Origin of the sequence: Flavobacterium sp. C3NV (assembly GCF_046825355.2) — a bacterium.
Taxonomy (GTDB): Bacteria; Bacteroidota; Bacteroidia; order Flavobacteriales; family Flavobacteriaceae; genus Flavobacterium.
Genome location: NZ_JBKQBJ020000008.1, coordinates 226,448 through 252,424, shown reverse-complemented (window position 1 = coordinate 252,424; position 25,977 = coordinate 226,448). Strand labels below are relative to the sequence as shown.

General features: G+C 31.5%; 23 protein-coding genes. 6 read left to right on the top strand and 17 right to left on the bottom strand.

All coding sequences use genetic code 11. The features are described 5' to 3' along the window. Positions 1 to 329 precede the first annotated feature (329 nt). From ACIDC4_RS13905 to ACIDC4_RS13830, 16 genes are all read right to left on the bottom strand, one after another. Complete coding sequence (locus ACIDC4_RS13905; protein WP_007804760.1) at positions 330 to 1,193, bottom strand: sigma-70 family RNA polymerase sigma factor; 864 nt, start codon at positions 1,191 to 1,193, stop codon at positions 330 to 332. Positions 1,194 to 1,277: 84 nt separating this feature from the next. After that, positions 1,278 to 2,825 (bottom strand): hypothetical protein, encoded by a 1,548-nt coding sequence (locus tag ACIDC4_RS13900; protein WP_412043067.1) that lies wholly within the window; start codon positions 2,823 to 2,825, stop codon positions 1,278 to 1,280. Continuing rightward, positions 2,815 to 3,366, bottom strand: coding sequence for an RNA polymerase sigma factor (locus ACIDC4_RS13895; protein WP_412043068.1), 552 nt, complete (start codon positions 3,364 to 3,366; stop codon positions 2,815 to 2,817). The genes ACIDC4_RS13900 and ACIDC4_RS13895 overlap by 11 nt, the downstream gene beginning before the upstream one ends. Positions 3,367 to 3,426: 60 nt before the next feature. After that, entirely contained in the window at positions 3,427 to 4,752 is a 1,326-nt protein-coding gene (locus tag ACIDC4_RS13890) for a hypothetical protein (RefSeq protein ID WP_412043069.1), read from the bottom strand. A gap of 165 nt (positions 4,753 to 4,917) precedes the next feature. Continuing rightward, a complete protein-coding gene (locus ACIDC4_RS13885) occupies positions 4,918 to 5,139 on the bottom strand; it encodes a hypothetical protein (protein ID WP_488381146.1) in 222 nt (73 codons plus the stop codon). 214 nt (positions 5,140 to 5,353) lie between these two features. After that, complete coding sequence (locus ACIDC4_RS13880) at positions 5,354 to 6,100, bottom strand: LytR/AlgR family response regulator transcription factor (RefSeq protein ID WP_412043071.1); 747 nt, start codon at positions 6,098 to 6,100, stop codon at positions 5,354 to 5,356. Then, a complete protein-coding gene (locus ACIDC4_RS13875) occupies positions 6,093 to 7,829 on the bottom strand; it encodes a tetratricopeptide repeat-containing sensor histidine kinase (protein ID WP_412043072.1) in 1,737 nt (578 codons plus the stop codon). The genes ACIDC4_RS13880 and ACIDC4_RS13875 overlap by 8 nt, the downstream gene beginning before the upstream one ends. Before the next feature lie 120 nt (positions 7,830 to 7,949). Continuing rightward, entirely contained in the window at positions 7,950 to 8,381 is a 432-nt protein-coding gene (locus ACIDC4_RS13870) for a hypothetical protein (RefSeq protein WP_412043073.1), read from the bottom strand. A gap of 478 nt (positions 8,382 to 8,859) precedes the next feature. Beyond that, on the bottom strand, positions 8,860 to 10,596 hold the full coding sequence (locus ACIDC4_RS13865; protein WP_412043074.1) for a hypothetical protein: 1,737 nt from the start codon (positions 10,594 to 10,596) through the stop codon (positions 8,860 to 8,862). Further along, the gene (locus ACIDC4_RS13860; protein ID WP_412043075.1) at positions 10,584 to 11,822 is read right to left on the bottom strand and encodes a DUF4249 domain-containing protein; all 1,239 of its coding nucleotides are present in this window, start codon (positions 11,820 to 11,822) and stop codon (positions 10,584 to 10,586) included. The genes ACIDC4_RS13865 and ACIDC4_RS13860 overlap by 13 nt, the downstream gene beginning before the upstream one ends. Before the next feature lie 5 nt (positions 11,823 to 11,827). Continuing rightward, positions 11,828 to 14,581 (bottom strand): TonB-dependent receptor, encoded by a 2,754-nt coding sequence (locus ACIDC4_RS13855; protein ID WP_412043076.1) that lies wholly within the window; start codon positions 14,579 to 14,581, stop codon positions 11,828 to 11,830. Positions 14,582 to 14,601: 20 nt separating this feature from the next. Beyond that, positions 14,602 to 15,321 (bottom strand): hypothetical protein, encoded by a 720-nt coding sequence (locus ACIDC4_RS13850; RefSeq protein WP_412043077.1) that lies wholly within the window; start codon positions 15,319 to 15,321, stop codon positions 14,602 to 14,604. 167 nt (positions 15,322 to 15,488) lie between these two features. Then, complete coding sequence (locus ACIDC4_RS13845; RefSeq protein ID WP_412043078.1) at positions 15,489 to 17,624, bottom strand: polyribonucleotide nucleotidyltransferase; 2,136 nt, start codon at positions 17,622 to 17,624, stop codon at positions 15,489 to 15,491. A gap of 176 nt (positions 17,625 to 17,800) precedes the next feature. Then, positions 17,801 to 18,067 (bottom strand): 30S ribosomal protein S15, encoded by a 267-nt coding sequence (gene rpsO, locus ACIDC4_RS13840; protein ID WP_041516556.1) that lies wholly within the window; start codon positions 18,065 to 18,067, stop codon positions 17,801 to 17,803. Positions 18,068 to 18,155: 88 nt separating this feature from the next. Beyond that, positions 18,156 to 19,109 carry an energy transducer TonB gene (locus ACIDC4_RS13835; protein WP_412043079.1) on the bottom strand — a complete coding sequence of 318 codons (954 nt, stop codon included), beginning with the start codon at positions 19,107 to 19,109 and terminating at the stop codon, positions 18,156 to 18,158. A gap of 38 nt (positions 19,110 to 19,147) precedes the next feature. Beyond that, positions 19,148 to 19,603 carry a GAF domain-containing protein gene (locus ACIDC4_RS13830; RefSeq protein WP_412043080.1) on the bottom strand — a complete coding sequence of 152 codons (456 nt, stop codon included), beginning with the start codon at positions 19,601 to 19,603 and terminating at the stop codon, positions 19,148 to 19,150. Between the two features lie 70 nt (positions 19,604 to 19,673). Here ACIDC4_RS13830 and xrtF point away from each other — a divergent pair, with 70 nt between their 5' ends. The 6 genes from xrtF (at position 19,674) to ACIDC4_RS13800 (ending at position 24,409) form a co-directional block, all read left to right on the top strand. Further along, entirely contained in the window at positions 19,674 to 20,210 is a 537-nt protein-coding gene (xrtF, locus tag ACIDC4_RS13825; RefSeq protein ID WP_412043081.1) for an exosortase family protein XrtF, read from the top strand. Next, a complete protein-coding gene (locus ACIDC4_RS13820; protein ID WP_412043082.1) occupies positions 20,200 to 20,646 on the top strand; it encodes an exosortase F system-associated membrane protein in 447 nt (148 codons plus the stop codon). The genes xrtF and ACIDC4_RS13820 overlap by 11 nt, the downstream gene beginning before the upstream one ends. Positions 20,647 to 20,692: 46 nt before the next feature. Next, positions 20,693 to 21,091: an HYC_CC_PP family protein gene (locus ACIDC4_RS13815; protein WP_065449248.1), complete on the top strand. Its 399-nt coding sequence runs from the start codon at positions 20,693 to 20,695 to the stop codon at positions 21,089 to 21,091. Positions 21,092 to 21,197: 106 nt separating this feature from the next. After that, positions 21,198 to 23,204 (top strand): TonB-dependent receptor plug domain-containing protein, encoded by a 2,007-nt coding sequence (locus ACIDC4_RS13810; RefSeq protein ID WP_412043083.1) that lies wholly within the window; start codon positions 21,198 to 21,200, stop codon positions 23,202 to 23,204. 52 nt (positions 23,205 to 23,256) lie between these two features. Further along, the gene (locus ACIDC4_RS13805; RefSeq protein ID WP_412043084.1) at positions 23,257 to 23,598 is read left to right on the top strand and encodes a heavy-metal-associated domain-containing protein; all 342 of its coding nucleotides are present in this window, start codon (positions 23,257 to 23,259) and stop codon (positions 23,596 to 23,598) included. Between the two features lie 130 nt (positions 23,599 to 23,728). Then, on the top strand, positions 23,729 to 24,409 hold the full coding sequence (locus ACIDC4_RS13800) for a DedA family protein (RefSeq protein ID WP_065449250.1): 681 nt from the start codon (positions 23,729 to 23,731) through the stop codon (positions 24,407 to 24,409). 324 nt (positions 24,410 to 24,733) lie between these two features. On the opposite strand, the gene rodA is transcribed toward ACIDC4_RS13800, so the two are convergent. Then, entirely contained in the window at positions 24,734 to 25,969 is a 1,236-nt protein-coding gene (gene rodA / locus ACIDC4_RS13795) for a rod shape-determining protein RodA (protein ID WP_412043085.1), read from the bottom strand. Positions 25,970 to 25,977: the final 8 nt, after the last annotated feature.

The window sequence follows — 25,977 nt, the reverse complement described above, 5'->3', positions numbered from 1 at the left end:
ATTATACAATAAAAAAATAGCGTGAAAACACATAAGGTTTAGCACGCTATAGAGACTAGCTCAATGACTGTCTTGAAAAACAAAATTAATAAAAATTAAGATTTAAAATTGGAAATCAACACAGAATCTTTGCGGTTAAATGAATTTTCAATTAAGGCCAATAAAAAACTCCGGTAATCAGCCGGAGTTTCAATCATCAATCAAAAAACGAACAGTCAATCAAACTGTTGTTTGCTTTAAAGTCCAATATAAGCATTATCGCAATAAATTCCAAATCCCAACAATAATTGGAATTTGGAATTTTAATATTGAAACTTAATTTCTTTATATTATCCTAAGTAAGTTTTAAGGATTTTACTTCTTGAAGTATGTTTTAATCTGCGGATTGCTTTTTCTTTAATCTGACGAACACGCTCACGAGTTAGGTCGAAAGTTTCTCCAATTTCTTCTAAAGTCATTGGGTGTTGATCGCCAAGACCAAAATACAAACGAACAACATCTGCCTCTCTAGGAGTTAATGTTTCTAATGAACGCTCGATTTCAGTACGTAATGATTCGTGAATAAGCTCTCTGTCCGGGTTTGGAGATTCTCCAGAACGTAAAACGTCATAAAGGTTAGAATCTTCACCTTCAACAAGAGGTGCATCCATAGATAAGTGACGACCAGAGTTTTTCATAGACTCTTTTACATCATTTACAGTCATGTCAAGTTCTTTTGCAATTTCTTCAGCAGAAGGCGGACGCTCGTTAGATTGCTCTAATAACGCATACATTTTGTTGATTTTATTGATAGAACCAATTTTGTTTAATGGTAAACGAACAATACGGGATTGTTCAGCCAAAGCCTGAAGGATCGATTGACGAATCCACCATACAGCGTAAGAGATGAATTTGAAACCACGAGTTTCATCAAAACGTTGAGCCGCTTTAATTAAACCTAAGTTTCCTTCATTAATTAAATCCGGAAGAGTTAATCCTTGATTTTGATATTGTTTAGCAACCGATACAACGAAACGTAGGTTGGCTTTTGTTAATTTTTCTAAAGCTCTTTGATCACCAGCCTTTATTCTTTGTGCTAATTCTACCTCTTCATCAGCGGTAATTAGGTCAACTTTTCCAATTTCTTGTAGGTATTTGTCTAACGATGCAGTTTCACGATTGGTTACCTGCTTGGTGATTTTAAGTTGTCTCATGTTTTTTGTCTCCTCAATTTTTAAGTGTACAAATGATTATACGTATGAAGTATCAAAAAAGTTACAACTAAACGAAAATATTTTTTAAAATTTATATGTTACGCCAGATTGTATCGATAAACTATAAGGTTTTACTGTGTTATCTTCATTATATGTGGTAAGATAATATTTGAAAATTGGATTGAAATCAAGCTGAAATTTTTCTGAAAGTTTATAATTAAAGCCTAATCCCAGATTAAAAGACAAATTGGTTTCTGAGAGATTTTTTAGTTCTCCAATTTTTTGATTTTTAAAGCTTTCCGAAGAAAAGGATAATTCATTTTTATCCAAAATTAAAATACTAAAACCTGTAAATGCTTCTGCACCAAAACGGCTTTCGTCTTTTTTTAAGGCATAATTAAATTCTAAGGGCATTTCATAATAAGAAATTTTTTGTTCAAATTTTCCTTCGCCATCATTTTTAATAAAATTATCAATATCTACGCTGTTATAATTATTCATTATTATGTTTTCATATCTTAAGGCAGATGGATCATTGACGGTGGCACCAGTTTTTAAATTTATTTTGGCAACACCCACTTTAAATCCAATTTTACCATACATCGATTTAAAGTAAAATCCGTAATGAGATGTTATAGGGTGGCTTTTGGAGAAATCATTAAAACTTTTGTTGATCATGGATTCCTTTGCCAATGATCCGGAAATCGCTGGCCCATAATATGCAGAAACAGAGTATTCAGGATCTGTTTCACTCTTTTGCTTCGGATATTCCCTTTTTACGTATTCACGTTTGGGATTTGGTTTTTTTTCCTGTTTTTTAAGTACGCTGTCTTTTTTAATAGAATCATTTTCGGGCTTATTGACCCAAGGCTTATTTATGATCTCTTTTTTCAAAGAGTTTTTATTCTGAATTGAATCTGCCGCAGTAGGTGTAATTATTTCAGAACTCTTTTGAGTTGTATTTGTTGATTTCTTTTTTGAAACAATAACTTTCTTTTTAGGGCTGATAATGGTATTTTTTTTCGGTATTGTTTTCGTCGTTTTACTTTTAGAAATTTTATGAGTTGTGGTAACTGTTTGGTTCTTTTTTACAATTACCCGGTATTTTTTTACTACTTCATATTCTTCATATTCATCTGTAGATGCTATTAATTTTGATGATTGTTTTATTAATTTCTGCGATTGGCTTTTTTTAATGGTAGTTTTTGTTTCGGTAGAGGGCCCTATTGTTGTTTTTGTTGTTGGTTTAGGTTGGGATACAGCTAAATTTGCTTTAGAATCCCGAACTTTTATTGTTTTTTCATTTACAGATTTCCCAGATTGAGATGCTGTCGTTTGTTTTGCTTTAAATGTTTTATCTTTATCCTGAACGGAAGTAGACTTAGAAATAGTTCTGTCTTTTTCCTGAAAATTTTCAATATTAGTTTTGTCTTTTTCCGTTTGGACTAAAAATAAGATTGAAGTTGCTATAACGGCACTTAATAAGGTTGGTAAAAGCCAGAATAAAATTTTTCTTTTTCTTTTTTTGTTTAAATCAGTTTCAATTGATGCCCATAGATTATCACTTGGTTTCTTGTCTAGAAGTACCAATTTATCCTTGAATATTTTTCCTATTTCGTTTTTATTTTCCATGGTTCGATTTATAGTTATGGAATGGCTTTTTTGAAGTGATTTTTTCTTTTAAAATTATTTTGGCTCTGTGTAAATTAGATTTCGAAGTACTTTCGCTTATCGATAGCATTATAGCAATTTCTTTATGGGAGTATTCGTCTAATTCGTATAAGTTAAAAACCAATCTATATTGATGGGGGAGTTCTTGTATAAGTAATAACATATAATCCAGTGAAAGGTCTATTTCATTTTCTTCTACAAAAACATCTTGAGAAATGTCGTCTTTAATAGGGGCTAAAAAGGAAGAATTTCTATATCGGCTTATGGCTTTATTGATTGTAATTCGTTTCATCCAACCTTCAAAACTTCCGGACCCCTTATAATTTTTGATATTGGTGAATATCTCAATAAAAGCGTCATGAAGATTATCTTCAGCTTCAGAATCGTTTGTACAGTACTTTAAACTCGTTACAAAGAGAATTTTGTAATATAAGTTATAGAGTTCTTCCTGTGATTTCCGGTTTTGCTTAATGCACCCTTTTATGAGTTGATCTAAATTCAAAAATGAAAATGTTTAATGGTTTTTAAATATAGGAATTAGAATAACCTTTCTGAAATTAAATTAAAAGTATCTTATTGCTCTGGCTTTGATCGTACCTTTTTCCGGAATTTTTGATGTAACGGTTTTTTCTCCGGTTTTAAAATCAACTGTAGACACCGTATTTGCATCAATTTCTGTAGAGCTCCAGTACACTGAATCCTGGAAATTTCCTAAATTGTTTAAATATAGGTTTTTGTATACCAAATCAAGTTCATCTGCAGAAGGCAGAAACCAATCGATAAAAACATCCTGAATTTGTTTTACAGCATCTTTTGCCAATAGAGTTCCGTTATTTGCACTATTGCAAACCGAAGGATTTAAATAGTAATTGGCCAAATTATCATGGTAATTTATTATTTGTGCGGTGTTATAAAGCCCACTTCCTAATTCTGTATTTCTTGCATTTGATATAGGCGAAGTTGCGCATCCCCATTCAGAATCTTTTAGATTTTTTGTAGCAACTTCCATGTATCTCCATCCAAAAGTGTATTCGCCTTTGTCGTAAAAAACGATTCCTTTTGCGGGACCAACATCTCCAACTTTATATTCTTTTCTCGATTCGTATATAAGTTCGAGTTTGATGTCTTTAGGGGCTTTCTTTATTGTAATATTAACTCCGTCTACTTCTACTTCGCGGTCAATATTCCAATATTTCACCACTTCAGAATCTCCTTCTAAATTAATGTTTATGTGAAGTTTATCATCTACAAATAAAAAGAAAAATGTTCCGTCATATTTTTGATGATTATAATAAAATTGCAAATACCCCCCCGGACTTACTAAAAAGCTTCCGCTAAAATAAGTATTATCTCCAGCCTCAGAATATTTAACTCTCCAGAAATAGTTGATAGGATTTTGAGTAGGAGGAATGAACAAATCATTATAATATCTTATAATGTCCTCTCTGCTGCAATTGTTTAGGGCAATAGCCAATTCGGTATTATTATTAACTGTATACTCTGTACCATCTTCTAAAGTTGTCGCTATAGGATAACTTATACTCAAAGATTGCCCGGTTGGAAGGTTTTCGAGAACTTTACTAAATTCGACATCGCTGCGTATATTTGTGGAGCCTATACCGTTTAAATTATTGTCATACACTCTTAAACTTAAAGGATAAACAAATTCTACGCAAGGAGGAACTTCTCCGCCTTCAAGAGCTTTGCTGGTTGTTGCTTTTTGCAAAGTGTTATACAGCTCAGAACTTTTTTCGATTATTTTGCCAGGTGTTCCCGTATCTATACTTGCTGTTTCGCGCCAGTTATCATCGAAATTAGAACATCCGAATATTAAAGCGATTACTAATAAAGAAATTACTACTGTGGTTGTTTTTATAAAGTTTATCATTTTGATTATTTTTAGCTTGGTTTTAATTAATAGTAGCTTAAAATCAAAAAGGTTGCGTGGGAAATAATAAAAAATAAAAAGTTCCAATTCAAGAATGACGAATTGGAACTCTGGATATAAAGAAGAACGGGGCAAACGAGATTCTAAATTATCTTATACGTTTTTTTATTCAGATATGTCATCATAGACATCAAGCATGTCGTCGAATATCTTTTTTAATGATTTTATATATAATGGAAACCCAAGAATAAGTAAAACATATTCTTTTCGAAGTACAGTAACATCATCAAGGATTTCGTATAAACTCGGAATTATTAATGTTAAAGAAACAGCAATACCAACCCAAGGATTATTTTTTATTTTTTTTAGAACAGATAAAATTTTCATGTCTGGTTGTTTGGTTAGTGCGATTCTCATTTATGGTTATAGCATTTGGGGTTTCTTGAGGTAAAAGTAATTTCGAATTTTTTGTTGGGAGTTAAAAATGTCACGAAAGCCATTTTTTTTGTCATGAAATCTTTCGGGTTTGGGATATTTCCTGCAAAAGCAAAAAAAATCCTCCCGGGATAGAGAGGATTTGTATAGTTAGGAATTAATTGTACTAAGACAGAATATTCATCTTTTTTAGAAAATCTTTATAGGTATCACTAAGGTTTATTTTGTGGTCTCCTTTTAAGATAATAAGATTGTCGGCCAAAATAATTTCTTCAATTTTATCTTTATTGACAATCGTATTGCGATGTGTTTTTACGAATTTATTTTTATCTAATAAATTACTGATTTTAGTGAGAGAGATCTGAATGACAAATTTTTCCTTTTCGGTAATAATATTGCAATAGCGTTCTTCGACTTCGATATATAAAATGTCGTTTATGGCGACTTTTTTTAGTGAGTTTTTCTTCTTTATAAACAAATAATCATTGCTAATTACGGTATCTTGTTCTTCGCTCATAAAAACATTCGTTTGAGCATAGAATTTTTCGACAGCCATTTCTATAGCGTAGAGAATTTCGAGTTCGTTAAAAGGTTTCATCAAAAAACTAAAAGGCTTGGTAAGCTTTGCCCTTTCAAAAATTTGACGATCTTGCGAACTGGTCAAAAACACAAATGGTTTAGAAGCGTTAGGAATAATATTAATAGATTCAGCAAAGGTGATTCCGTCTGGTTTTCCGTCCAGAAAAACATCTATAATAATGATATCTACCGTATTCTCGTAAAAAAGTTTTAATGCATCGGTAAAGTTGGCTGCAACGCCTGTAATGTTATAATTGTTTTCTACCAGAACTTTAGCAAGCGCATCGCTTTGCTCAGGAGTATCTTCTATGATTAAAACATTAATGTTATCCATTTGTTTTTGTTTTCGGGAAGCTTAATATCATTTTAGTTCCCTTGTTAATCTCACTTTCTATAACTAAAGTTCCGCTATTTTTCCTGATCATTTGTTTGCACAGTTGCAATCCTAAACCAGTTCCTATAATTTCAGAGTTGCTTTTTTTAGCTAAAAGTTCTCCTTCTTGTAGTAATTCTTTAATAGTGTTTTCGCTCATTCCAATTCCGTTATCTTCTATTATAAGATCGCAAAAATCAGGATTGGTTTCCTGGGTGTAAAAACTTATTTTGCCATTTTCATTAGAAAATTTAATAGCATTATCTAATAAATTCCGAAGTACAATTTTTAAAGAATCAAGATCTACAAAAATAAAGATATTTTTCGAAACCGAATTTTCAAAAGTAATCGCTTTATCCAAAAGCAAAGGTTTGTAGTTGTATTCGATTTGCTGTACAATAGAATACAAATGAATAGATTCCTTATGAAAGTACAATTGTTTGGTTTGCAGCATCGCCCAATGCAGTAAATTGTCTAATAAACTGTAAGCGCCATTGGCAATGGTGCTATTCTGGATGATAAGCTGATGAAGTTCATCATAATTTTTAGTTTCGAGTGTAGCTGATAATTTAGCATTACTTGTTTTTAATGCATTTACCGATGAGCGTAAATCATGACTAACGATAGAAAATAACTGATCTTTAGTAGCGTTAAGTTCATCTAATTTGTTTTTTTGAAGTAAAATAGTTTTTGCATTTTTTACCTTTTGACCGTACAGATAAACTCCTCCGGTGAGAATTAGTAATAAACCTATTGCGGCGAAAAAGAAACCATTGCGTTGAGTGTTTTTAAGCTTGTTCTCGACTTCTAATACTTTAATTTGTTTTTGTTTTTGAGCAACGGCAAATTTTTTCTCAAAATCAGCTACTGCCCATATTTTATTTTGGTTATTTAAGGAGTCTTTCCAATCCTCTGCTTCTTTTCTGTAATCTAGAGCTTTTTTGTAATTATTTCTATTTTCTTCTACGACAGCCATGTTGAATGCTGAATTTTCTTTTAACTTGAAATTTTTTATGTTTTTAGATAATGTATAAGCTTTTTGAAAATAATATATTGCTTGTTGGTCTTTATATTGTAGATAATAAAGATTTGCAATATTGATATAAGATCGGACTACATTTTTTGTAACCTGCTTGGGATTTAAAATAGCATCTTTTTTAAAATAAGATTCTGCAACGGCAAATTGCTTTAGATGCAAATAACAGATTCCGATATTTTCATATAAAGTTGCTATTTCACTTTCATCTTTATGGCTTAATATTTCTTTTTCAGCTTTCAAAAAATAAACAATTGCTTTTTCGAAATTTTCTTCAAAATAAAACAAGCCTCCAATATTATTATCTACTAGATAATAATATTGGAAAGATTTGTTTATAAGGCCAAATTCAACATGTGCTTGTTTGTAGAGCTCTTTCTTTTTTAATGAAAAGCCTCTGAAATAATGACAATATTCTTTTGTTTCTAAATCAGGATTAGAATTCAATTGCTTCATCGAATAAACTAATGTAGAATCCCATTCTTCTTTTAAAAAAAAGTATTGTGCTTTTTTAAAGTTAATTTCTTTTTTTAATGAATTTGCCTTTTTTTGAATAGCAATATCAAAATAATTCTTCTTTCTTTCTTGCTGCGAGAAAATTATTGATGGTAAAAAAAGAAACAATAAAAGAAAGTTGTGTGTTTTTTGAATCATTATTGATATTTTACAAAATCACTAAAAATTGATTATATTAATTATCTATGAGATGGTAGATATAATTATCAATGAAAAATAATGCAAATCTATAAATCAAGTGGCCATTTATTTTTTAAATTAATCTCCTAAACTTGTTTTTGTTCCTCTTGAAGTTTTAGGATCATCTCCTAAACCTCCGCCTACATGAGTTGTTGAATTTAAATTTTTTAAATAAGATGTAACTTCTGTGATATTTCCAACGGTTGTAGAAGTATAGTCAATTTCTATATACCAAACATCATAAGTTTCTGGTGAAGAGTCATCCCAATCGTAGTCAAAATAAATTTCGAAAACATTACCATCTTCTGATAAACTTCCAACAACCGGAGTTTTAGAATCTTTAGAATTAATGTATATAGTGGCACAGATTTTTAATGTGTCTACTCCTTCTTTGTCTGTAAAATGGTTTGCCGAAGCTAAGGGAGGAACTGGTAAAGTAAGATTTTCTGTGTCAGTGAATTTGAAATCTAGGGTATTAATTTTTGTAAGCTGGATAACTTTAAATTCCATAATAGGGTTTTTAGGGTTAATACGTTTATTTTTGGTAGGCTAAAGATATTTTTTTTCTTTGAATAAAAGAGTGAAAAAGATATGTTTTTTTAGTTTAATTCCCGTTAAAAATAAGGTTTGTTGATTTTTTTGTGATTTTCCTTAATAGTGCTGTTCTTCAATAAAATAAAAACCCTAATTCAAGTAAATGAATTAGGGTTTTCTATGAAAATCTTTAGCAGAATATGCATTAAAAAAAGAGATCGACTTGCGAATTTACCTTTTCAATATAATAATCTATCTTTCTGTTTACTCTGTTAAAAAAAACAAATTTATTATTCTGATTCTCCCATAAGGGACTTTTGTGTGCCAAGTTGTTATCATGCTTATTTAATTCGAAATAAAATTCCCTTCAAGAAGAATAATCTTTTTAATTGATTTAATGTTAGGTATTTTAAACGAAAACCCCAATTCAAACAAATGAATTGGGGTTTTAATTTTAATTAAAAATGGTCTCTTTTACATCGATAATCTCTTTTATATACACAGGTTTGCCGCTTGCTGAAAAACCTTCTAAGACTATTTCAAATTTACCAGACACATCTGATGTGTAAAATTGTATAGTTGAGTTTATATTGTTTAAATTAGTATTTGGCAGCCATAAAAGCTGGTGTCTGTAATCTGGGATTCTTGTGTTTTTATTGTTTGTATAATTAGGCTGAAAATATTCTTTTTTGCTAATGGGCCTCAAAATTTCTGGTCTAATTATAAAACTTCCTTTTAAATTAGTATCATAATCACCATTTTTTGTAGCAAAACAAACTATTCCGTTAAATGATTTTGAACCATAATAATAAAGTCCTTTGACTACATTTACTTTGTACAGATTTTTAGGGTTATAAGTAAAAAATTCATTCAAATCTTCAAGAATCAAGCCGTCAACTGTAACCAAAGGAGGTAGGCTAGAGTTAAAGTTTTTGTCGTTATCGTAAACAATTAGTTTATATTTTTTGTCTTCTTTTCTAAACACAACACCCGTTATAATTTCGGTAATGGTTTCTTCCATCGTCGAAAATCTTGTAAAGTCATCAAATTTGTATTCTGTAGTTGAAGAACCAAAAAATGCAACAAATTTATCAGGAGAAATTAGGCTGTCTTTTTTTGCGCTGTAATAAGCATTTTCAACTTGACTGGAAATCAGTCTTTCAGTTATATTTTTATTTGATTCTGAGTTCAATTGAAGATTAGAAAAGGTGAGACTTGAGAAATCTTTTTCTTTTGTTTTGTCAATTTCAATTGTGTAATTTTCTTTATCGTTTTCAAGTACTTGAACTATGATATTTGGTGTTGTATTTGATTTTTCTAAATTAAATGCAAATCGACCTTGCTCATCTGTTTTAGCTAATTTTAAATCGTAGTCTTTTCCAACAATTGATAAAGCCACTTTTTTGTTTTTAATTTCTTCCGAAACAGATTTTAATCTTCCTGTGATAATTTCTCCACGTAATTCCGGAAGTACAAAGTTAAGGTTGTTAATGGTGTTATCAGGAGCTTTATTTTGAATTGCTGTTTGATAATCTCTAAAAGACATCTTTTTTTGTGCCGAAAAACCATCTGCTTTTCTAACCGATACGGTATAATTTCCTTTTGCAAAATCATCAGAAACAGTTTTGATTTTTAGATCAATCGAGGCTCTGTTTTCAAACGTTTTGTTTTTAAGTTCAAAAGAAATATTAGCATCTGTTATGTGTTCAGAAATTGTTGCTCCATCCTGAGTACTTATGTCTGCTAATTTTTCTTTATAAGGATTTATAATGTAAATATCAGCACTAAAATAATTGTCAATAGTTTTATTTAGCATCCAGCTGGTATATCCAATTATTTTATAAGTTCCGGATTCTAAAGTAGTGGGGATAAAAAAATCTCCATTTCCAGTTCCGTTTTCAAGAAAAACTTTCTGTGTAGATATCGCTTTTTTATCATTGGCGATAAGCTCAAAATACGCAATCTTACTATAATTTGTAGGTGTATTTGTTGTTTTGTCGATGCAGAATATCTTGAATAATAAAGTTTCTCCTGTTAAGAATGAATTGGTATTGGTTGTAATAAAAACTGTTTCGTTTAGATTTTTATCAATTTCATTCAGTTCATCAGAGGATGTATTATTCTGAGCAAAGATAATTTGCTGGGAGCTTAATAATAAAGTTATTACTAATAAATGTTTTAATCTATCCAAAATGAAGGTTTTATGTTTGATGAAAAAGTACTGCAATCTCCACATTGTATTGAATACAATAAATAGGATGGGGTTTTATTTGGATAATAAATTTTTACGCCGGTTCGGATAAAATCTAAGATTTCATTTCCTTTACAAACAGAATTGTCAGCGAAACAATAATTATAATAATATTGATCTATTAATGCCTCCGGAATTTGACTTTCTTCAGGGCAATAATATTGATATTCAGGAATTTTTTCTTTTGGAAAAATGTCTGTAAAATTAAAAAACAATCTTTTTTCAGAATAGGAACTCACATCAAAAAAACCAATTACTTTTTCGCCGGGATTGTCAACAGCCTTAATGTTTCCTGAGAAAAATCCAGGTTGAGTCTGCGACAAAAGGCTTCCGGAACTTGATATGTTTTTTAATGTTTCATAAAATGTGTATGAAGCAAGGCTCTGAACATATTGTTTTACTAATATGCTGTATCTGTTTCTAATGTAATTGTCTGTACTGCTGATAAATCTTAAAGGAAAATTAATCACTTTATCTGCAGATAAATCATTAGTACTTGTTAGTAATATAGTGTTAGACTTCTGAGATGAAAAGCAGATTTTGGCTTCTTTCTCTTTAGATCTTTCCTGAAAAACTATTTCTCCTTTTGGATTAGATCCTGCGGGAAACATTTTTACAACAGCCTCTATAGAATACCATTTTGGGGCAACAATTTTAGAAGTTTCTTCATACTCATATCTGTAGTATTTAGATGTATTTGTTGGGTCATTGCTATTTACTGTTATTTGAACCCCAAGAATGTCATTTTTTGTTACAGGTGTTGCCTGGATGTTTTCTATTGGAGTTTGAGTAGTTAATTTTTCGGTGCTGGATATGTATGATTTTCCATTCTTAGTCAGTACATGCAATTGGTATTGTCTGTCTGGATTTGCCTGAAATTGTGCGACTGAAAGGTAAGTTCCTTCACCTTCTTCAAATTCATATTTATTGCCGGCATCATCCGTTACATAAACCACTGCTTCTGGTTCAAATTTTGGGGTGCTTTCGGCAAGTGTATAAGTTCTCGACAATTTTATTTCTTGAAATTTATATTCGTTTGTGATCGTTGCCTGTATTACAATAACATCTTCAAAACCATTGGCTTGATAGTTATATGGAGTTGTGCATCCAAAAATAAATGTGAGCAATATCGTTATAAGAAATCTATAGAGTAAGATTTTTTTCATAATCTTTAAAATTTAAAATTATAAGTAATAGTTGGTATTGGAACTGCAAAAATTGAGGTTTTATAAGCTTTTATTTGTCCTTCTTTTGTTACAAAAAAGATGGAATACGGATTATTTCGGCCTAAGACATTATAAATTGAAATATTCCAAAAACTATGTGCTAATTTTTTTATTTTATGATTTCCTTCAATATTCAAGCCAATGTCAAGTCTGTAATAATCGGGTATTCTATATTTATTTCGATCGCTGTAAAGGGTATATTCGGCACCATTATAGGTGTATTTTCCAATCGGATAGGTTACGGGTCTTCCCGTTTGATATACAAAATTAGAAGAAAAACTATAGCGATGTGTAAATTTGTAATTCATTACTATGCTTACATCATGAGGCTTGTCGAAATTTGAAGGAAAATAATCACCGTTATTTACTTTTTCATCATTAAACTTACTGTCAAGTTTTATAAAGGATCTCGCATAAGTATAGCCAATCCATCCATTAAGTCTTCCGTTTGGTTTCTTTAATAAAAATTCTACTCCATATGCTTTTCCTTCACCCTGAAGCAATTCAGTTTCTAAGTCCTGATTCAATATTATATTTGCACCAACTTTATAGTCTAAGATGTTTTTAGATGTTTTGTAATAACCTTCTAGACTTAATTCAATATCATTGTTGTTGAGTTTTTTGAAAAGACCAAGCGAGTATTGCAGACCGCTTTCGGGCTTTACATTCAAATCAGATAATTTCCATGTATCTGTTGGTGCCTGAGTGGAATTATTTGATAATAAATGGATGTATTGAAAGTTTTTGTCAAAGCCGGCTTTTATAAAAAAGGATTCGTCAAAAATATAACGCAACCCAATTCTGGGTTCGAAACCTCCGAAAGTATTTATAACTTCATTATTTGTATACGTTTTTTCCTCAATTACAGTAGAAGGAGTTAAAGGAACACCATCTTGATACACTTTTTGAATTGATTCTCCTAAAGCCGCATACAACGAATATCGTGCACCAACATCTAGTAATAGCTTTTCACTGATTTGATATTTATCAGAGAAAAATAATGCAGATTCCAATCCTTTTTCGTTATCTACTTTCAGGGGATTTATTAACGAAGCTGAGCCATTTGGTGTCATTTCTCCCGGATTAACTTTGTAAAGTTTAGTTTGGATTCCGTAAATAAATTTATGCTTTGAGTTGTATGTTGTATTAAATTTTATACTGGCTTGAGTTTCGTCTATTTTATATTTAAAAATAAAAGATTCCGGATTAGCTGAATCGTAATTAATATTAAATTTATATTCGCTGTTGGTTAGATTAAATTCGCTGTTCGTTTTTTCACTAAAAGTATGTTTCCATTTCAAGGAAATAAGCCTATTGCTATATTTGTATAAAGAGTCAGGAGTTATATTATAAGAATCTTTACTGTAATAGACAGTTCCTTCAACCGAGTTGTGTTGATTGATTTTGTGATTGTATTTAGCAAATAGATCATAAAAAGAGGCTTCACTGTTTTTAAGGTCTTCATTGTCAAGTGTCTTTAAAATCCAATCAGAATAAGTTGCTCTCCCTCCAACCAATAAACTTGCTTTTCCTTTTACAACTGGAATTGAAGCTGTTAGATTGCTTGTTACAGGTCCAATGCCGCCTTCTCCAGAGATTTTTTCTGTGTTTCCATTTTTAGAAACGATATCAAAAACAGATGATAATCTTCCTCCAAATTCAGATGGAATTCCGCCTTTGTAAATATCTACTTTATTTATTGTGTATGGATTAATAGAAGAGAAAAAACCAAATAAATGGGTAGGGTTATAAAGAGTTGCATTGTCTAGCAGAACTAAGTTTTGGTCTTCTTTTCCTCCACGGACACTAAATCCAGAAGATCCTTCACCTGCCGTTTTTATTCCCGGAATCGTTAATGCAACCTTAAGTATATCTCTTTCCCCAAGAACCAGTGGAATATTTTTTACACCTTCGGCCTGAATTGTTGTTACTCCAGTTATGGCTGTTCTGATATTTTGACTGTTTTTACCTTTTACTAAAACTTCATCAAGCTGATTTATTTTTTCAATAATAGAAAAATCAAGTGTTCCATTACTGTAGATCATTATTTTTCTCGCAGTGTTTCTGTAAATTAAAGATTCAACTTCAATAGTACTTATACCTGTTGGAAGTTTTAAGCTGTAAAAACCCGATGCGTCAGTTATAGTGCTTGTCTTTGTGTTTTTTTCTTTTACGGTAATATCTGCCAAAGGTTTATTGTCTTTCAAATCTGTGATGTGACCAGAAAGGATATAAAAATCAATATCAGAATTTGCTTCTTCTTTACCGATTAATGCAATTGGAGCATCAATAGTGCCAGGTATATTCTTTTTAACTGAATCGTATTGTTGAAAAAAAACAGGAGCTTGCGTATTCTTAGAATCTATTGAACTTTTTACAGGATATTTATTGTAAATAATACTGTTTTTGGTAAAAATGATTTTGTTTTTATCAACAAAAAAATTAAGGTCAGTTTCTTTAAAAATTTTAGATAATATTTCTTCTATACTTTTATTTGAATAATCTCCGGAAATTAACACATTCTTGTCAAACCATTCTTCCTGAAAATAAAATTTAAAATTTGTAGAGGTTTCAATTTTCTTTAAAACTTCAATTTGATTAATGTTTTTGTAGTTAATACTAATGGTTGGTTTTTGGTCTTGTGAATACAGTAACTGATTTAAACCCAAAAAAAGTAAAATAATAGTAAAAATTCTCATTATGAATGATTTTCTAGAGATTAAAAATTGTTAATGTATTTCATTAGATTTTTCATAAATAATCCAGGATTATCCTTTTTTAAATCTTTATTCATAGAAAAGAAATTCTGTATTTTTCTTTTTTGTTCAGGATACAATTTTATGATTTCTTTTTTGTCATTAATCAAAATAAACTTATTGTCTTTCAATAGTAAAAAGTCAGAATTTTGTTTGTAGCTAATTAGAAAATGGTCGTCTTTTATAATGTCTCTTTTCTCTTTGTAATATTTAATGTAAAGAATGGAGTTGTTTCCTGTTACCGTTTCTTCATAGTAACCAGTTTTTAAACTATAAGGTAATAGTTTTAAGTTGACAAATTTTTGGTTACCAATTTTAAAAAAGTCAACTTTTTCTTTAAGAAGATTGATTTGGATGTGGGTAGTTTCAATATAAGGTCTAAAAATAAGTTCATCTTTAAAGATGTCATATTTTAAGTCTAAACTAAAGTAGTTTTGACCATTGTAAGATATACTGCCGGTTTTAAATTCATCAGTAATGTAGTACCGATTTTCATTATCGATTGTTTTATCAAAATTTAAATGCCCGGTGCCATTATTGAAATCTAATGCTTCTTTTCCAGAATTTTTATCAAACCAATTATAGGTTGAGATTTCTTTGTTATTTTGGCTATTGATATTTAAAATGTTTAATAATAATCCAAATAAAATTATAAAATAATGTTTTTTTTGATTTTTTTTCAAAGGATTGGTATTTTTGATGTTTTGGCTTTTGGTCCTCAAAAATATTAAAAAAATCATATAAAACTTATGAAAAAATCTTTTATTTAATAATATTAAACGAAAAACCCCAATTCAACTAAATGAATTGGGGTTTTCTATGAATAAACCTTTAGTAAACTAAGATCTGATTACTCTTTTTTCTCCTCACGTGGAGGTCTTGGTAAAAGTGCTTTTCTTGACACTTTTTCTTTTCTTGTTTTAGGATCAAGTCCTAAATATTTAACCTGGAATACATCTCCCATGTTTACTACATCAGTAACATTTTCAGTGCGTTCCCAAGCTAATTCAGATACGTGAAGTAATACTTCGTTTCCTGGTGCAGCAGTATATTCTACTACAGCTCCAAAATCAAGCATTTTAATTACTTTAACTTCGTAAGCTTCGCCCATTTGAGGTTTGAAAGTAATAGATTGAATTTTAGCTAATACTGCTTCAATTCCTGCAGGATCTGTACCTAAGATTTCGATAACACCTTGCTCATCAACTTCGTTGATTACAATAGTTGTTCCTGTAGCTTTTTGTAATTCCTGAATTACTTTTCCACCAGGTCCAATTAATGCTCCAATAAAGTTTCCAGGAATAGTTCTGGTGATGATTTTTGGAGAATGTGCTTTAACGTCTGCTCTTGGAGCAGCAATAGTTTCAGTTAATTTTCCTAAAATATGTAAACGTCCTTCACGTGCTTGCCCTAAAGCCTGCTCCATAATGTCGTAACGTAAACCATCAATTTTAATGTCCATTTGACAAGCTGTAATACCGTCAGCAGTTCCGGTTACTTTAAAGTCCATATCTCCTAAATGATCTTCATCACCTAAAATATCAGACAATACAGCAAATTTCTCACCATCAGTAATCAATCCCATAGCAATTCCAGAAACTGGTTTTACCATTTGAACTCCAGCATCCATCAAAGCCATTGTTCCTGCACAAACTGTTGCCATAGAAGAAGAACCGTTAGATTCTAAAACTTCAGATACAATACGAATTGTGTAAGGACAATCAGCAGGAATCATGTTTTTTAAAGCTCTTTGAGCTAAGTTACCGTGACCAACTTCTCTTCTTGAAGTTCCTCTTAGTGGTTTTGCTTCACCAGTAGAGAAAGGAGGGAAGTTATAGTGTAAGTAGAATTTCTCTTCACCTTGTTCAGATGGAGAATCAATTTGATTTGCTTCTCTTGAAGTTCCTAAAGTTACTGTAGCCAAAGCCTGAGTTTCTCCACGTGTAAATAAAGAAGAACCGTGAACTCTTGGTAAATAATCAGTTTCACACCAGATTGGTCTGATGTCTGTAGTTTTTCTACCATCTAAACGAATACCTAATTCTAATACTACATTACGAACAGCTTCTTTGTTTGTTTTGTAGAAATATTTAGAAACTAAATCTCCGTCAGCAGCTAATTCTTCTTCAGTAAATAAAGCTTTTACTTCTTCTTTTACTTCAGCAAATGAAGCTGTTCTTTCGTGCTTAGCCGATCCAACTTTTGCAATAGCATAAATTTTATCGTAAGCTGCAGCTTTTACTTTTTTGTAAATTTCTTCGTTTTCTTTCTCACCTTCGTAAGTACGAGTTTCTTTTTTACCAAAAGCAGCTTGTAAACGTAATTGAGCCTGAATTTGAACTTTTATAGCTTCGTGAGCAAATTTGATAGCTTCTACCATTTCTGCTTCTGAGATTTCTTTCATTTCTCCTTCAACCATTGCAACTGAGTCCATAGAAGCACCAATCATCATGTCGATGTCAGATTTTGCTAAGTCTTCTCTGCTTGGGTTAATTACAAACTTACCGTCGATACGTGCAACACGTACTTCAGAAATTAAGTTGTAAAAAGGAATATCTGAAACAGCTAATGCAGCAGATGCAGCTAAACCAGCTAAAGCATCAGGCATAACAGTTTCGTCATGAGACATTAATTGAATCATAACTTGTGTTTCAGCGTGGTAATCGTCTGGGAAAAGCGGACGTAAAACACGGTCTACTAATCTCATTGTTAATACTTCACTATCGCTTGGGCGAGCTTCTCTCTTGAAGAAACCACCTGGAAAACGACCAGCTGCTGCAAATTTTTCGCGGTAATCTACCGTTAATGGTAAAAAGTCTACCGCTGGGTTAGCGCTACGTGCAGATACTGCTGTTGCAAGTATCATCGTGTCGCCCATTCTTACTACTACCGAACCGTCAGCTTGTTTTGCTAAACGACCCGTCTCGATTGTGATGCTTCTGCCATCACCTAAATCGATCTTTTCTACAAATAATTGTGGAATCATAATTTTTCCTTATTGGTTATACAATGGGTTTTAGTTGTGTTGTAGTTGTTGTGTGTAGTTGTTGTTTATTCTAAAACCCAATGAAAAACCAAACTTTTTTTCTTATAAAATGCTTGTAATTAAATACAATCTGTAAAAACAAAAAGAGGCACTTTCGCACCTCTTTTCTATATTGATTATTTTCTGATATTCAATACTTTGATAATCTCACGATATCTGTTGATCTCTTTCTTTTTCAAGTAATCAAGCAACGATCTTCTTTTACCTACTAATAGTACTAATGAACGCTCAGTATTATAATCATGACGATTTTTTTTCAAGTGCTCAGTTAAGTGACTAATTCTGTAAGTAAACAATGCGATTTGAGCTTCAGCTTTTCCAGTGTTTGTTGCTTCACCGTGTTGTGCGAAAATCTCTTCTTTTTTCTCTTTAGTTAAATACATTCCAATATTATTTAATGATTTTTATGTATGTCGTACATCTTTTGTAAGACGGGTGCAAAATTAGAACTTTTTTTTGGAAAAACGAATTTTATTGCCCATTTTTTGTAATTGTGATAGGTAAAGAGTAATTAACTCTTAAAGGAATGCCTCTTCGAACACCCGGATTCCAATTTTTAGCATTTTTTATGGCCTCGATTGCAATTTCGTCTATCCCATAACCAATTCCTTTTAAAATCTTAGGTTCAATTAATCTTCCATCTTTGTCTACAATAAAAGTCATGTATATTTTTCCATATGCTTTATTTCTTGCATCTACTGGTATATAAATTGAGTTTTTCAAATAACTATAAAAGGAGTTTATGCCTTTTTTAGGAGTAGGGCGCTGTTCGGCAACAGTATATGGATGTTCAATATTCAAAGAATCTAAAGTTATTCCTGAAACGAGTTTGCCGTCTTTGTGATTTTCTGTGAAGCTATATTTTGATTTTAGATATTTTCCTTTCCAAATTCCGTCTCGCAGACCATCTTTTACCCTTCCTGCTTCTTCTATATATTCATCTTTATAGTCAAGATCTCCATTGCCTGAAATTATTTTTTGCTCCTTTTGATCGTTCCAGTAATTATTCAGCTTATAATTTGTTTCGTTGTTTTTATCGGTATAATACTCTAGTTCAGATTTTATATTTCCGTTTTCGTACCAGTTAAATTCTTTTCCTGTTTTTTTATTGTTCAAATAATTAACGGTTGATTTTTTATTGCCGTTTTCATAATAGTAAACAAATTGGCCTTCACGTTTGATAATGTCTTTGTCTGTTGTAGAACCAATCATCTTTAAAGCCTTAGATTTGTAATATTCTTTAAGGATATAAGTTTTTTTATCCGAAAAATAATCTTCAACAATTCTGATGTATTTGTAATTGTCTTCTGTACTTTCGACCCAGGCAGAGTCGAGGTAAACTATTTTGCCTACCGGCGTTGCTTTTTGAGAAAATAATTTTGTTGAAACGATACAGAAAAGAAAAACGCGTAAAATTAGTTTCATAAATTGGTTTAAAAGTAAGTTACGCGAATGTATTATTTTTAGTACAATTTCGCAACTTCTTGATTTACAAATTCTAAAAAGCGTTCGTCAGCTTCTGTAAAAGGATCTATAACGTGACTGTCAATGTCAATTTGACCAATATTTTGTCCGTTTACAAATAAAGGAACTACGATTTCTGACTTTACCGTAAAACTACAGGCGATATAATTGTCCTGAGCTGCAACATCCGGCACTACAAAATTGGCGTTGCTTTCAGCTACTTGTCCGCAAATTCCTTTTCCAAACGGAATCACGGTATGATCGGTTTCTGCTCCTACATACGGACCTAAATGTAAAGTTTTGGCTTCGTGATTGGCGAAATAAAAACCAACCCAGTTATAGTATTCTACATTTGCATTTAATAGCTGACAAATAGCCAGTAATTTTTCGTCTCTAACTAATTTTGTATCAGCGACAATAGCGCTTATTTTTGGTTGTAATTCCTGAAATGTCATAATCTTAAAATTTTATACAAAAGTATTTAAAGCTAATCTCAAAAATACATAAATTTGAAAAAAAAATCTGTTGAAAAAATACCTCATTCAATTTAAGCCTTTCCTTATATTTATAAGCACTTTTTTCGCTGCTTATATTGTACTTACCTTACTTTATAAATTATATCTCGACACTTTTAATGCAAATGATGTCGACGGTATAACAAATGTGGTAGGCAAAAATGTAGAGCAATTAATGAATGTATTCAATTGTGATATTAAAATTCATAAAAGTATTGCAGATTCCTGGCTAGAGGTGTGGTACAATAAACATTATGGTGTGCGAATTGTTGAGGGGTGTAATGCTGTAAGTGTTATTATCCTGTTTGTTTCTTTTGTGCTTGCTTTTTCAGGCAAGCTTAAAACAACATTGCTTTATATTTTGTTTGGTATTGTGTTTATTTATGTTCTAAATGTTGTTCGAATAGCTATTCTTGTTGTGTTGCTGTTTTATTTTCCGGATTACAATCATTTTTTACACGGGACTTTCTTTCCGCTGATTATTTATGGTTCAGTTTTTATTTTGTGGATCATATGGGTAAATAAATTTTCGAAATATGCTAAGTAAATTGCTTCAACATAAAGGTAAAATTCTAATTGCAATCTTTATTATAGTATGTTTTGGAGTTATAAGAGCTTTTGAGGGTAAATTGTTTTACGATCCTTTTTTAACTTATTTTGAATCTGATTTTAAAGATGCGCCTTTTCCTCAAATAGAACCATTCAGGCTTTTTTGCGGGCTTTTGCTTCGTTATCTGTTGAACACTGTTTTGTCCTTACTTCTTATTTATACATTATTTCAGGATATAGAAATATTGAAGTTTAGCATTATTTTATATGCGTTTTTTTTGATACTGCTTTTAGGGATGTTTGTCGTAATACTTAATTATTTTCAGGACTGGAACTGGCTTCTTTTTTATGTGAGAAGATTTATTATTCAGCCCATTTTTGTATTGTTATTTATACCCGCATTTTATTATCAGCAGCAAAATCTTAAAAAATAACATTTCATTAGATCTTTTTTTAACTCTTTTTTGGTAGTTTTGCATCATGAATTTAAAAAAGTGCACAGGATTATTTTTAGCGTTCCTATTGTTGGTTTCCAACATTGGGTTTGCTTTTGATGTGCATTATTGCGGTGGCGAAATTGCTTCCGTTTCATTAAATACTTCGGTTACTGCATCTCCTGAAAAGAAATGTTGTGGTGCATCTGAAAAAAAATCTTCTTGTTGTAAAGACAAAGTAGTTCATTTTGAGAAAAAATCTGATAATGCTACTATTAAGTTTTTCTTTTTTCAGTTCGCTTTTCCAGCCGTAATTCAGGAATTTAAACCCGTTGCTTTTTTATCAATTCCAAATTTCAAAAGCAATCAGATCATTTCGTATTATTCAGATGCGAATGCGCCCCCTTTATTTAAGCTGTATAGCCAATATATTTTTTATTCCTGATTTTAATGTTTAGAATCAAGCCTTTTATGGTTTGTACCATGCTGTTTTTTATTTAGAAAAAATTCTACAAAACAGCCTTTTTCTAATTACATTAAAATCTTTTTTTATGAAAAAAAATATCATGCTTTTGGGCATGGTTTTACTTTCTGTTGCCGCTTTTTCGCAAGAAGATCTGGAGGAAGTAAAAATCACCAAAAAGCAAAAAGGAATTAAAAAATCTTATACCCTTACTGCCAATACAAGTGTTATTACAAGCAAAGAATTGCTAAAAGCGGCCTGTTGTAATCTGGCCGAAAGTTTCGAAACAAATCCATCTATCGATGTCAATTTCTCTGATGCCTTAACAGGAACAAAGCAAATAAAAATGCTGGGCTTAACGAGTCCGTATTTAATGATTACCGAAGAAAATATTCCTTCGGTACGTGGGGCTTCTCAGGCTTACGGATTGTCGTTTACGCCCGGAACCTGGATCGAAAGTGTACAAATTACCAAAGGTGCAGGAAGTGTTATAAACGGTTATGAAAGTATTTCGGGCCAAATAAACACAGAACTTTTGAAACCTTTAAATGACATTCCGTTCTTTTTGAATGTTTATGGTTCTACCGATGCGCGTTTTGAGGTGAATACTCATTTTAATAGAAAATTGTCTGACAAGTGGGCGACAAGTTTATTTGTACACGGAAATGCGCGTGTGGCAAAAAATGACATGAATGATGATGGTTTTCTGGATAATCCTCTAGGAAAACAAATCAATGTTTTAAATCGTTATCAATATTATAATCCCGAAAGTGGTTTGGTTAGTTTTATCAATTTCAGGTATATGAATGATAAAAAACAAACCGGAGAAGTTGATTTCGATAAAGACAGAGATCGCGGAACTACAAACTATTGGGGATCAGAAATCAATACAGAACGTTTTGATGTTTCTACCAAGATTGGTTATGTTTTTAAAGATATGCCTTATCAGAGTATTGGCTTTCAGAATGCTTTTAACAGTCACAATCAAAACTCTTATTTTGGTTTGAATTTGTATGATATTAAGCAGAATAGTTTTTATTCGAATTTAATTTTCAATTCGATTATCAATAATACGATGCATAAGTTCTCAACCGGTTTAAATTTTACTTATGATCAGTATCAGGAATTTGTAAATGTAAATGACTACAGCAGAATCGATAATTCGGTAGGAGCGTTCTTTGAGTATACTTATGATAATGCAGATAATTTTAGTCTTATTTTAGGAGGAAGGGTAGACAATCATAATCGTTTAGGATTTTTTGTAACGCCTCGTTTGCATATGAGATACAATCCGTGGAAAGATGGTGTAATTCGTTTTTCTGCAGGAAGAGGAAAACGTTCAGCGAATATTTTTGCAGAGAATCAGCAGCTTTTTGCTAGTTCAAGAACGTTTTCGATTTTAGATACAAACGGAAAAATTTATGGTTTGAATCCTGAAATTGCCTGGAACTATGGAGTGAGTTTTTCTCAGAAATTTAAACTTTTTAATAAAAATGCCGAAGCCGGGTTTGATTTCTATCGTACCGATTTTCAAAATCAGGCAGTTGTAGATTTAATGCAAAGCCCGCAAGAAGTTTCTTTTTATAATTTAAAAGGAAACTCATTTGCGAATAGCTTTCAATTTGAGTTTAATTATGAGTTAATTCATAATTTGAATCTTAGAACGGCATATAAATATTATGACATTCAAACCGATTATTTAACGGGAACTTTTCAGCGTCCGTTGCAGGCAAAACACCGTTTTTTGGGAAATCTGGAATATGAAACAAACTTAAATGATGGTAAGCAGTGGAAGTTTGATTATACTTTTAACTGGTCAGGAAAACAGCAATTGCCTTACACGGCATCGAATCCTGTAGAAGATCAGTTTCCTGACTTTTCACCTTCATATGCTGTTATGAATGTTCAGGTTACAAGAGTTATTTCTCCGGTTTTAGAAGTATATGTTGGAGGAGAAAACATAGGGAACTATAAACAGCAAAAAGCAATTTTAGGTGCCGAAGATCCTTTTGGTCCTAACTTTGATGCTTCTATAGCATATGCTCCAATTTTTGGGCAAATGTATTATGCAGGATTACGATTTAAAATAAAATAAATTCAATATCAATTTCAAAAACAATTTCAATAACAGATAAATAATAAACAATATGAAAAATATAATTTTAATTGCAATGATCACTTTTTTAGGATTTTCGGCTCAGGCTCAAACTAAAAAAAATAAGAATTTAAAATATACTACAGAGGTAAACGGTAATTGTGAGCAATGTAAAAAACGAATCGAAAAAGCAGCTTTTGCTGTTCCCGGCGTTAAGTCGGCAACCTGGGATATTAGTTCACATCAGCTTGCAGTAATTTTAAATGAAGAAAAGTCATCTCCTGAAGATTTGAATAAAGCTATTGCTAAAGTAGGGCATGATACTAAGGATGTTAAAGCAACAGATGCAGATTATGAAAATTTACATTCTTGCTGTAAGTATGTAAGAGAATAATTATCTTACCGGCCCAAGTGTAAACTTGGGCTTTTAAATAGTTAATTTATCTTTAAAATATAGCAATTTATTGGTGTTGAAGCAAATTATTGTTAATTTCACGAACTTATAAATATAACCAAACGCATTTATGAATAATTTTGATTGGAGTCAATTAATTAACCCTGAATTTTATATTACATTAAGCATCGGAGGTGTTCAAATTGGTTTATTTATTGTCTTGTTTATAGTTTTTGCTGAAACAGGACTTTTTGCAGGTTTCTTCCTTCCGGGAGACAGTTTACTTTTCTTGGCGGGTATTTACAGCCGCGACTTAATGCTAAATGTAGTTGATATTCCGGCTGACTTTATAAATGTATTTGTACTTTCAACTCTTGTTGCTATAATGGGGGTTTTAGGAAATATGACAGGATATTGGTTTGGAGCCAAAAGTGGATATTATTTGTTTAAAAAAGAAGATTCATTTTGGTTTAAGAAAAAATACCTTTTGCAATCTAAAGATTTCTTCGAAAAGTATGGTGGAAAAGCTATTATCTATGCGCGTTTCCTTCCAATTTTCAGAACATTTGCACCAATCATTGCGGGTATTGTTTCTATGGATAAAAAGAAATTCATGTTCTATAATGTACTGAGTTCTTTCTTATGGTCATTTATCCTGATCTTTGCAGGGCATTATTTATACGGAGTGTTCTTGAAACAAGGAATTGATTTAAAACACCATATTGAATATATCATCATTATAATTGTTATCATCTCTACGTTCCCGGTTTTAGTAAAGCTTTTAAAGAAAAGACCAAGCGAAAAGATATAATTAAAATATAAAATACAAAAAAGTCCGAAGTTCTAAACTTCGGACTTTTTTTATGCCTGAATATTATTTTGTAAACATTGGCAACATTTAATGTTGAACACAATATTGTTTTATTATGATACGTATCTCAATTGAAGGGATATAGTTGTATGTTGAGATTATCCTTTAATTGAAGTTATTATGCCTTTTTAGCAAAGATTATATCGAAGCTGATCGAACGGCTTAACTTTAAAGATCTAAGGCCTCTGTTTGATAATCCAGCGAATTAACTAAGTTTAGAATTGGAATTTGGAATTTTTTATATTTGGAATTTGTCTCAAAAGCCTACCATTCATTTACCTTATTAGCATCCATTTTTAAGAAGATAAACAGCAAAATAGTGAATCCCCAAAGTCCGGAACCTCCATAAGAAAAGAAAGGAAGTGGAACCCCAATGGTTGGAAAAATCCCGATAACCATTGCAATGTTTACAAAAAAGTGAGTAAACAAGATTCCGGCAACACAATAGCCATAAACCCTGCTGAATTTTGTTTTTTGTCTTTCGGCTAAATAAATTACTCTTAATAGTAAGCCCACGAAAAGTGCAATCACTACTACTGATCCTGCAAAACCCCATTCTTCACCAACAGTTGTAAAAATGTAATCGGTATGTTGCTCAGGAACGAATCCTCCTTTGGTTTGAGTTCCTTCTAAGAAACCTTTTCCAATCCAGCCTCCTGATCCAATAGCAATTTCTGATTGGTTGGTGTTGTATCCAATACCTTTCATGTCGACAGTTTTTCCTAGTAATATATTAAAACGGTCACGGTGGTGCTGTTTAAAAATATTATCAAAAACATAATCTACAGATAAAACAAAAGCTGAGATAACAGCGAGTAAAATAGCACTTAAAAGAATATTTCTGTCAACAGCCCTGCCTTTAAAATGTATAATAATTAATACTCCTAAAGCAATTAAAATAACCGCGTAAGGTTCTAAAACAAGGGTTAAAACGAATAGTAAAATAGTAATAAAGCCAGTCCAGACATACCATGATGGTAGTCCTTCTCTGTAAAGAACCACAATAAAAATACTGTAGATCAAAGCACTTCCTGGATCGGGTTGAGGTAAGATCAATAATACCGGTAGAAAGACAATAGCCAAAGCCTGAACCTGTCTGTTTACCTCTTTCAGGTTAATCTGTGTATCACTTAAATATTTTGCTAATGCTAATGCTGTAGCAGCTTTTGCAAACTCAGAAGGCTGTATTGTAAAACTTCCAATCGCATACCAACATCTTTGGCCGGCAATGGTTTTTCCAAAAAGAAACAAACCGGCTAACGAAAGTAAAGAAACCCCAAAAATGATACTGGCATATTTTTCATAAAACTTTCCGTCAACAAAAAGTACGATGAAAATCAAAGGAATGGTACAGCCAATAAAAATTAACTGTTTTTGATAGGTTCCGTCGGTAGATAATAATGAAGAGGAATAAATGTTTAGCCACCCCAGTATTACCAACGCAGTGTAAATAAAAACACTTATCCAGTCAATGTTATTTTTTATACTTTGGTTTTTCATTTGAAATA